Source organism: Mycobacterium sherrisii, from assembly GCF_002102355.1.
GTDB lineage: Bacteria > Actinomycetota > Actinomycetes > Mycobacteriales > Mycobacteriaceae > Mycobacterium > Mycobacterium sherrisii.
This window is the reverse complement of record NZ_LQPT01000035.1, coordinates 1-8,159: the sequence shown is the minus strand read 5'-3', so window position 1 is coordinate 8,159 and position 8,159 is coordinate 1. Positions and strand designations below refer to the sequence as shown.

7 protein-coding genes are annotated in these 8,159 nt (G+C 66.3%); all 7 read right to left on the bottom strand.

The genetic code is table 11. The features are described from left to right. Positions 1-95: 95 nt before the first annotated feature. The 7 genes from AWC25_RS06675 to AWC25_RS06645 all read right to left on the bottom strand — a co-directional run bounded on the left by AWC25_RS06675 (position 96) and on the right by AWC25_RS06645 (position 7,702). Positions 96-389, bottom strand: a complete 294-nt coding sequence (locus tag AWC25_RS06675) for a PE family protein (RefSeq protein ID WP_085166527.1) — start codon at positions 387-389, stop codon at positions 96-98. A 456-nt stretch (positions 390-845) separates the two neighbouring features. Continuing rightward, complete coding sequence (locus AWC25_RS06670) at positions 846-2,153, bottom strand: ISL3 family transposase (protein ID WP_085166526.1); 1,308 nt, start codon at positions 2,151-2,153, stop codon at positions 846-848. Between the two features lie 344 nt (positions 2,154-2,497). After that, positions 2,498-3,274, bottom strand: a complete 777-nt coding sequence (locus tag AWC25_RS06665) for a TauD/TfdA dioxygenase family protein (protein WP_085166525.1) — start codon at positions 3,272-3,274, stop codon at positions 2,498-2,500. Beyond that, a complete protein-coding gene (locus AWC25_RS06660; RefSeq protein WP_085166524.1) occupies positions 3,274-4,311 on the bottom strand; it encodes an ABC transporter substrate-binding protein in 1,038 nt (345 codons plus the stop codon). Before AWC25_RS06660 ends, AWC25_RS06665 begins: the two co-directional genes overlap by 1 nt. Next, positions 4,308-5,123: an ABC transporter ATP-binding protein gene (locus AWC25_RS06655; protein ID WP_085166523.1), complete on the bottom strand. Its 816-nt coding sequence runs from the start codon at positions 5,121-5,123 to the stop codon at positions 4,308-4,310. The genes AWC25_RS06660 and AWC25_RS06655 overlap by 4 nt, the downstream gene beginning before the upstream one ends. Further along, the gene (locus AWC25_RS06650) at positions 5,114-6,088 is read right to left on the bottom strand and encodes a FecCD family ABC transporter permease (protein WP_085166528.1); all 975 of its coding nucleotides are present in this window, start codon (positions 6,086-6,088) and stop codon (positions 5,114-5,116) included. The genes AWC25_RS06655 and AWC25_RS06650 overlap by 10 nt, the downstream gene beginning before the upstream one ends. Before the next feature lie 57 nt (positions 6,089-6,145). Beyond that, on the bottom strand, positions 6,146-7,702 hold the full coding sequence (locus AWC25_RS06645) for a PPE family protein (protein WP_085166522.1): 1,557 nt from the start codon (positions 7,700-7,702) through the stop codon (positions 6,146-6,148). Positions 7,703-8,159 lie beyond the last annotated feature (457 nt).

Here is an 8,159-nt window from a genome sequence, read left to right as displayed (position 1 = left end):
AGTTCGCTCTACAGTGGACCACGACCCACCAACCCCAAGCCGCATAGCGACTGGACCACCAAACGGGTCCCTCTCACGGTGACGTCCGCGTCCTCTTAACGCGCCGCGGTCGAGTTGGCTGCCTCCGCCGCGTAGGTATCAGTACTGGTAATCAGGGCGTTGACGAACATCTCGTGTATCACCGTGGCCTGCGCGCTCATCGCTTGATACGTGTTCGCGTGCGCAACAAACTCAGCCGCAATCAGCGCGGATACTTCGTCGGTCGCCGCGCGAAGGATTCCCGTAGTTAGGGCAGCCGTGGCTGCGTTCTGAAAAACAACTGCAGAACTGAGTCCACTGCAATCACCGACCGCTGCCAGTAAAGATTCGGGCTGGGTAGTTGCAAGCATTCTATAACTTCCGTTCTCCAGGGTTTGGCCGATCCTTACGGCCGCATACGGAGCAGCCGAAGAATACCTAGACCCGTGTTGTGATATAAGTCTCAAAATGAGAAAAGGTGAGATTTAAGTGTCACGCGGGATGCGGCGGGCGGCTCGATTCAAACGGTGTTCCGCTCGCTGGTAGAAGCTTGGGGTGTTTGCCGACTAGGCGCCGGTTGAATCAGAATCGCGAGCCGGCTCAAGCATTTGTGCCGTCGTTCAGGCGATCGCGGCTTGTGTGTCAGGGTTGCCGTTGAGTTGGCTACCTGCCCACGCCACCGCGGCCGCTTTCGAAGGTGCCAAGGCCCTGCTTGGCGGCTCGTCTCGCAGGATGGCGTCAATGATCTCCTGGGACGCCATGATCGGCAGCGCGTGGCTGTCAATGGTCAGTTTGAATTCCCCACGGGCGGCCAGTTAACTGGCTCTTCACAATCGGGGGTGTAGTTGGGGTCTGAATCCGCCGGTTTCCAGTAGGGATCTGGCGATGTAGTTGGTGAGGTTGCGGAATCCCAGGGCGGAGCCGCGTAGGTGTTCAAGGCGGCCGTTGGTGGCTTCGGTCGGCCCGTTGGACGTTCCGGGCCGGTCGAAGTAGGCCAGGACATCAGCGGCGCGTTTTTTCAGTGTCCGGCCAAGGGTGATCAACTCCTGCAGCGGCGTGGGAACGCCTGTGCTGAGCGCGGTGATCAGATTCGTCATCATCGCGCGGCCCTTCTTGCGGTCGGGCTCTCGATAGGCGGCCACGGTGCGTTGATATATCGTCCAAGTGGCTTCGACCTCGGCGTGAGCGTCGACGGCGAACAAGGCCGCCAGCCGGGTCTTCTGTTTGTCGGTGAGCAGATCTGTCCCAGTCTGCAGGGTACGCCGCGCGGCGTAGAGGGGATCGGTCTTGCGGCCGCGGTGCCCGCAGGTGGCCGACTGAACACGGCGCCGGCATTCATCGAGGGCGTTGCCGGCCAGCCGGACCACATGGAAGGGATCCATCACCGCCGCCGCCTCGGGAAGCTCTTCAGCGGTGGCGGTCTTGAACCCCGTGAAGCCGTCCATAGCAACGACTTCCACATCATCACGCCATTGTTGTGGCCGGTCGGCCAGCCATTGTTGGAACGCCTTCTTGGAGCGTCCTTCGACCATGTCGAGCAGCCGCGCCGGACCAGTCTTGTCGCGGACCGGGGTGAGGTCGATGATGACGGTGACGTACTTGTCGCCGCGGCGGGTATGACGCCACACGTGTTCATCGACCCCGATCACCGCCACCCCGCCGAACCGGGCCGGATCGGCGATGAGTACTCCGCGGCCTTCGGCCAGCACCGCATCATTGGCAGTGTTCCACGACACCGCCAAGGCTTCGGCGACCCGGGTCATGCTCAGGTGTTGGCACACAACAGCTTCCAGCGCCCACCGCAACCCGCGCCGCGACAACCTGGCCCGCGGTTCGGCCATCCTGCTGCTGTCCTGGCGCCACACATGGGCACAGCCGGCGCACCGGTAGCGGCGGATAGTGACCAGCAGCGTGGTGGGCCGCCACCCGAACGGCTCGTGGGCAAGTTGCCGGGTGACGCTGTCACGTACGGTGCCCTGTTCGCCGCAGCGCCGACACCATCGATCCTCCTCGGTGACCCGGCACGCGAGCACAGCCCGGTCGGGTCGCAGACGCTGCCCGATCACCTCCAGCCCGAGTTCATCGAGGCGGCAGAACGTGGTCAGATCAGCACAAGCGAAGGTAGCGTCAGGCACGTCGAGGTCTTCCGGATGAGGTGCGTAGGAACCTTCATCTTCGGAAGACCTCAACCCCTACCCCGGCAATGACGCGCCAACTACCTCCACACCCTCAACTGCGAAGAGCCAGTTAACTTCCCCGCTGGCGGCCAGTCGGATTCCCCAACGGCGGTCAAATGTTCCCGGGTACCAGGTTGTCGTCGTGCGGTCGAGCGCCGTGGCTGGCCGCTGTTCAGTCACACCGGGTGGTGGTCTCGGTGAGACTGCTTAAGGCAGGGTCGAGCTCGATGATTCGATCTACTTAGATGGTTCGGCGCTTTGTTGCTTGGGCGGTTGCTGGTGTGTGATTACTGCCGCGGCCGTTATGCACGGCCAGTAACGCCTTCGGTGAATTGGGCGATACAGATGCGCTGCAGCCGACGGCGTGTGTCGTCGCCGTAGTCGCGGATCCCGGTGTGCTGCATACCCCGGTTGTCCCACAACACGACCGCCCCGGCGCTCCACCGGAATCGAAGTTGGTAGTCCGATCGCAGGTGGTGCGCCCGCAGCTGCTCGACGAGGGCGCTGCTATGGCTGGTGCTCATCCCTAGGATCCGGGTGTCCACCCACGGCGCCAGGTTGATGTTCAGGTAGCGCCGGCCGATGTCGGGGTGGTGGGACACCAGCGGGTGCGCGACCAGCGGATGCTGGTTCGGTGCGGTGTGGGTCGCTGACAAACCTTCCAGCCGGGACTTGAGATCATCGGGCATCCCGTCGTAGGCGGCCATGCCGTCAGCCCAGACTGTGTCACCGCCGCGGTCGGGGATCTCGACCGCCCGCAGCACGCTGGCCACCGGGGGTTCGATGAGACCGCTGGCGTCCAGGTGCCAGCCCACGGTGCTGCCGTCCACGTTGTGCACTCCGGGATGCTGGGGGTCGGCGGGGACGACGCTGCGGAAGATCAGGATCGGGCCGAAAGCTTCAGCGAACTCGATCTGGTGCGCGGTGGAAAGCTGCTGCCCGCGAAAGAACAACACCCGGTAGCGTTGTAGCAGTCGCTGGAGTTCATCGCGCTGCTCGCGGGTCAGGGGCGCCCGCAGATCGATCCCGCCGATCTCGGCGCCGAATAACGCCGCGGCAGGGCGCAGGCTCAACGGCATTAGCCCGCCCCGTCCAGGATCGCGGTCACTTGCGGCCCGGTGAGGCTGTAGCCGTAGAACTGGATGTAGAAGTTGGCCACCTTGTTGGCGAGGTTTAGATCCGAGAAGCGTTCGGGGTGCAGCTTTTTGGCGAGGAACAGCGGCGCAAGCGCGGCCTCGCTGCTCGAGGCGCACCACGGGAAGATCCCCACCGGGCAGGTGTAGATGTGGTGATCGCGGACGGCGTTCAGGGTGGCGAACGTGGGGTCGGTCGCAAGCTGGTCGGCGACTCGGGCGTTGCTCGCAACGATTACGTCGGGGTTCCAGGCCAGCAAGGTTTCGGCCGTGATGGTCGGGAACGCGAATGCGCCCGGCTGATGCCCGCCGATGCCGTGTTCGACGGCGATATTGCGGCCGCCGGCGGCCTCGATGGATGCGGTGATGATGTTGTCGGCACCCACGGTGGTGGTGGGGTCCGGTCCGGGGGCGTAATACACGGTGGGCCGGTCGGTTTGGGCGCCGGCGTGCACCTGCTGGATCACAGCGTCGAAATAGGTGTCATATTGCCGGGCCCGCGCGGGTGCCGCCCCGCCGAGCACCTGGGCCACCAGGTTCACCGCCTTCTGCAGATCCTGCGGGCTGGTGAAGGCGGTGATCTGCACGACCGGGATCTGCAGCCGCTGCAGCATCGGCAGCAGGCCTGGGGTCAGGTCGGTCATGAAAAAGACCTGCGGGTGCAGGTCGAGCAGCTGCTCGGCGTTGAGGCTGTTAGGCGGGGACCGCGGAATCTGTTGGGTTGCCGGCGCGATGGTGGTGAACAGAGCGTTGAACGAGCCGCGGGCCGCCGCAACGACGGTGTCGATCCCGCCCAGCAGTTCGATGGTGGCCGGGATCAGCGGGATGTTGGTGGCCACCCGGGTTACGGTGGCCGGGATCTGCACGTGTTGTCCGGTCATATCCACCACGGTGCGCGTCGGCTCCGCCGGGGAATGGTGTGCGGCGCCGCAGCCGGCCGCCGAGGTGGCGACGCAGACGGCGGCCAGCACCGCCCGGATCATCGGTCATCCCCCGCGGCCACCGGCGCGCAGGCGTAGACCGGGCGCCCGGTGGCGTCGTCGGTAGCGGTCAGCACCCGCACCGGCACCCCATACAGCTCGCTGAGGGCGGCCGCGGTGACGACTTGCTCGACGGGGCCGTCGGCGATGAGGCGGCCGTCGGCGATCAGCACTGCCTGATCGCCGCTGTGTAGCGCATGCCAGGGCTGATGAGTGGTCATCAGCACGGCGCGGCCGGCGGCGGCCAGCTCGGCCACCACCTGCAGGATGCGGCACTCGTTGCCGAAATCCAGTGCTGCCATGGGTTCGTCGAGGATCAGCACCGGCGCGTCCTGCACCATCGCGCGCGCGAGCAACGCCAGCCGCCGTTCCCCGCCGGAAAGCACCGCATACGGTCGATCGGCCAGCGCGCCGATCCCCAGCCGGTCGAGCACCGCGGCGGCCGCCCGGCGGTCCGTCGCCGACGGGGACGTCATCGCGCGCAGATACGGGGTGCGGCCGGTGACCGCGATGTCCAGGGTGGAAAACGGGAACGGGGTGTTGCTGCGTTGCGGGACGTAGGCGACCCGCCGGGCCAGCTGCCGCCGTGACAGACGGTCGATCGGGTCGCCGGCCACCCGGACCGTGCCGGACTGCGGCGTCAGCAGCCCCAGCAGGCAGCGCAGCAGTGTGGTTTTGCCCGCACCGTTGGGCCCGAGTAGACAGCACACCTGGCCCGGCTGCACCGCCAGCGACACCGCGATCAGCCGCTGTCCGTCGCCGGGGTAGCCGAATGACAGCTGTTCGGCGGCGATCGCCGCGCTGCTCACGTCCATTGCCGGCGCATCTTGGCCAACACCACCAGGAAGAACGGGGCCCCGATGAGAGCGCTGAGGATGCCTAGCGGGATCTCGGCGCTGGCCGCCGCGCGTGCCACGTCGTCCACGCCGACCACGAAAACCCCGCCCAGCGCCGCCGACACCAGCAGCAGCCGACCGAATCCCGGGCCGACCAACGCTCGAGCGATATGTGGAATCAACAGGCCTGCCCAGCCCACGATGCCGGCCAGGCTCACTGTGGTTGCGGTGATCAACGTACAGACGCCTACCACCGCAGCCCAGGTGCGTCGGGTGTCGACGCCGAGGGTGTGTGCGTCTTCATCCCCGGATGCCACCACCGTCACCGGCCATCGCAACGCGTAGAGCACCAGGACCGCGGCGGCGATGATCAGCGCCGGGGCCAACAACCCGTCGAGGTGTTGGCGTCCCAGCCCACCCATCAGCCAGAACACGATCGCCGGCAGGGTGTCATCGGGGTTGGCCAGGTATTCGGTCACCGAGATCAACGCGCCGAACACGCTGGCGATCACCATCCCGGCCAGTACCAGCAGTATCGCCGAATCGCGGCCGATGCCGCGGCCGATGATCAGTGCCAACGCCGCGGCCAGCAGTCCGCCGGCGAACGCCATCGCTTCTAGCTGCCAGTACGGCGCGTGCAGTAACAGTGCCAGCGCTCCGCCGAAGCCTGCGCCCGCCGACACTCCCAGAATGTCCGGGGACACCAGCGGATTGCGGAACATCGTCTGATAGCCCGCACCCGAGGCCGCCAGCCCCGCACCGACTAGGACCCCGCAGCCGATGCGCGGTAACCGGATCTGGGTCAGCACCGTCTGATCCACCGGAGTAAAGCTGGTGTCCAGCAGAGGAAGACGACCAAACAGCATCCCGGCCATCGCGCCCACCCCCACCGGGTAGCGCCCCACCATCAGCGATGCGGCCACCGCGGTCAGCAGCAACAGCATCAGCAGCGTTGTGCGCCAACCGTTCCCGCGGACACACCGCTTGATCAGCGTCAACCGCTAGGCCTCGCCTGATTCGTTGGTGACCCAGCTGGTCGGCAGCATTGGTATCTTTGGGCCGCCACCGAACGAGCCGCCGCCCAGCGCGGTCAAACCCGCCGGGGTCGCAGCACCGGGTTTTCGCATCGTTCCAGTAAACCCCAGCGGCCCCGCACCATGCTCCGACGCGGCGCTCGAGCTCAGGTGGTCGTCCTCGAGATCCATATATTCATAACCGCGACCGAGCATTTTCGCCTTCACCCTCAGGCGGCGGCGGGCATGGTGTGTTTCAGCCGCGGCGGCAGCGGCGGCCGGAGCCGCGGCGGCGGCAGCGGATTTCGGTTTGCGGCTTTGGGCTGATGCGCTGGCCGCCGAACTCACCCTCATGCCGCCCACCAGGTAGGGAAAGCCGCCCGGGCCCGCCGGCGGCGGCGCAGCCGAGCCGGCGGCCGCGACGGCGGGTGCCGGCGCTGGCGCGGTGGGGGCAGCAGCGGCCGAGCTGACGGGAATCGTGGCCGGCGCCGAGGCCGGACCGCCAATCAGCGGCGCGGTTGGCGCCAGCGTAGCGCCGGGTGGTGGTGCGGTCACCGGGACCATCTCGGCCCCGGTGGGCAGCGGGCCCGGGCTCGCCAGGCCGGCGAGCCCGGCCAACCCGCCCGCCGCGCCCGCGGGCGGGCCCAAGGTGGTGATCGCCATGCCGAGCCCCACCACGTACAGCAACGGCTGCTCGAGGAGAAATTTGAGGGTGACTAGGATGTCGAAGATGCGGCCGGCGATGAAGTCCAACACCCACAGCAGCGTGGGCCAGCTGAACAACACCGACGGATTCGAAAAGATCTGAGCCAGCTTGGCGGGGGTCCCGGCTAGGTTGGCGAACGTTACATTCCAGAACTGGAAGAATTGCGTCCAGTTGGCGGGATCGACTGGGCCCTGGAAGGTCTCGATCGAATACGGGATGTCGTACCACAGATCTGCCCAGACCTGGCTGAAGTTGGTGGGGTTGGGGTAGGGCCGCTGGAAAGGAATGGTGGCGGCGGTGGATTTTGCGATCTGCGGCGCAGGCGTGGTCTGAGGGATGGCGGCCACAGCCGCGGTCGACACCGCCTGGTAGGTGCTCATGGTGGTGGCGGCCTGCACCCACATCCGCGCATAGTCGGCTTCGTTGACCGCGATCGGGATGGTGTTGAGGCCGAAGAAGTTCGTCGCCACCAACGCCGCGTGCGTGGTGTGGTTAGCGGCCAATTCGCCCAGAGTCGGCATCGCCGCCAACGCGGCGGTATACGCGGCGGCCGCGGCCTCATGCCGCGCCGCGGCCCCGGCACTGTCGGCGCTGGCCTGTGTCAGCCACACTAGGTAGGGCGCGTGGGCGGCCACATACGATTCTGCGCTGGGGCCCTGCCACGCCCCAGCCTGCACGGCCCCCAGCAAACCGGTGAGATCGCCTGCTGCCGAGGCGTACTCCTCGCTCAGTGAGTTCCAGGCCGCCGCGGCCGCCAACAACGGGCCCGGGCCCGGGCCGCTGCTCAGCAACGCCGAATGCACCTCGGGAGGAAGGGTCATCCAGATCGGCCCGGTCATAACCGTTCCCACGCCACCGCATGCACAGCGCTAACCGTAGAACTCGTTCCGTAAATTCGGATCAAGACGAGCCGATCCACCGGAAATTCGGAGGCTTCCCCCAGGAACTTAGGAGCCAGCCTTCCACAACCTTGCCCGGTCGGGTTCGTCGATCATCAGAGTTCAGAAGTCGGAAACGGGGTTCGTCTTCAGGAGTTACCGACACTCCTCGCCATCAGATGCGCGGATGACGTTTTCACCAGCGTGCTAGGTGTTGCGGGTCATGAGGTTGTAGACGCCGACACGGGTTGAGGTGTTCGGGGGACGGGTTCTTCAGCGGCAGGATGAGAAATCGCCAAACCCCTCGTCCTGACTACCGAAGGAACCCGTCCGTGACCCACGGTAATGCCCCGTTGTCCGTTGAAGGCCGTCGTCGACTCGTGGCCCGTTGCGCTGATCGTCCGATCGCTCACGTGGC

Bases quoted from the DNA above. Each gene is read 5' to 3' on its own strand.
- AWC25_RS06665 (WP_085166525.1), bottom strand. From the start codon at position 3,274: ATGCCGTTGAGCCTGCGCCCTGCCGCGGCGTTATTCGGCGCCGAGATC.
- AWC25_RS06655 (WP_085166523.1), bottom strand. From the start codon at position 5,123: ATGGACGTGAGCAGCGCGGCGATCGCCGCCGAACAGCTGTCATTCGGC.
- AWC25_RS06675 (WP_085166527.1), bottom strand. From the start codon at position 389: ATGCTTGCAACTACCCAGCCCGAATCTTTACTGGCAGCGGTCGGTGAT.
- AWC25_RS06660 (WP_085166524.1), bottom strand. From the start codon at position 4,311: ATGATCCGGGCGGTGCTGGCCGCCGTCTGCGTCGCCACCTCGGCGGCC.
- AWC25_RS06645 (WP_085166522.1), bottom strand. From the start codon at position 7,702: ATGACCGGGCCGATCTGGATGACCCTTCCTCCCGAGGTGCATTCGGCG.
- AWC25_RS06650 (WP_085166528.1), bottom strand. From the start codon at position 6,088: ATGCTGTTGCTGCTGACCGCGGTGGCCGCATCGCTGATGGTGGGGCGC.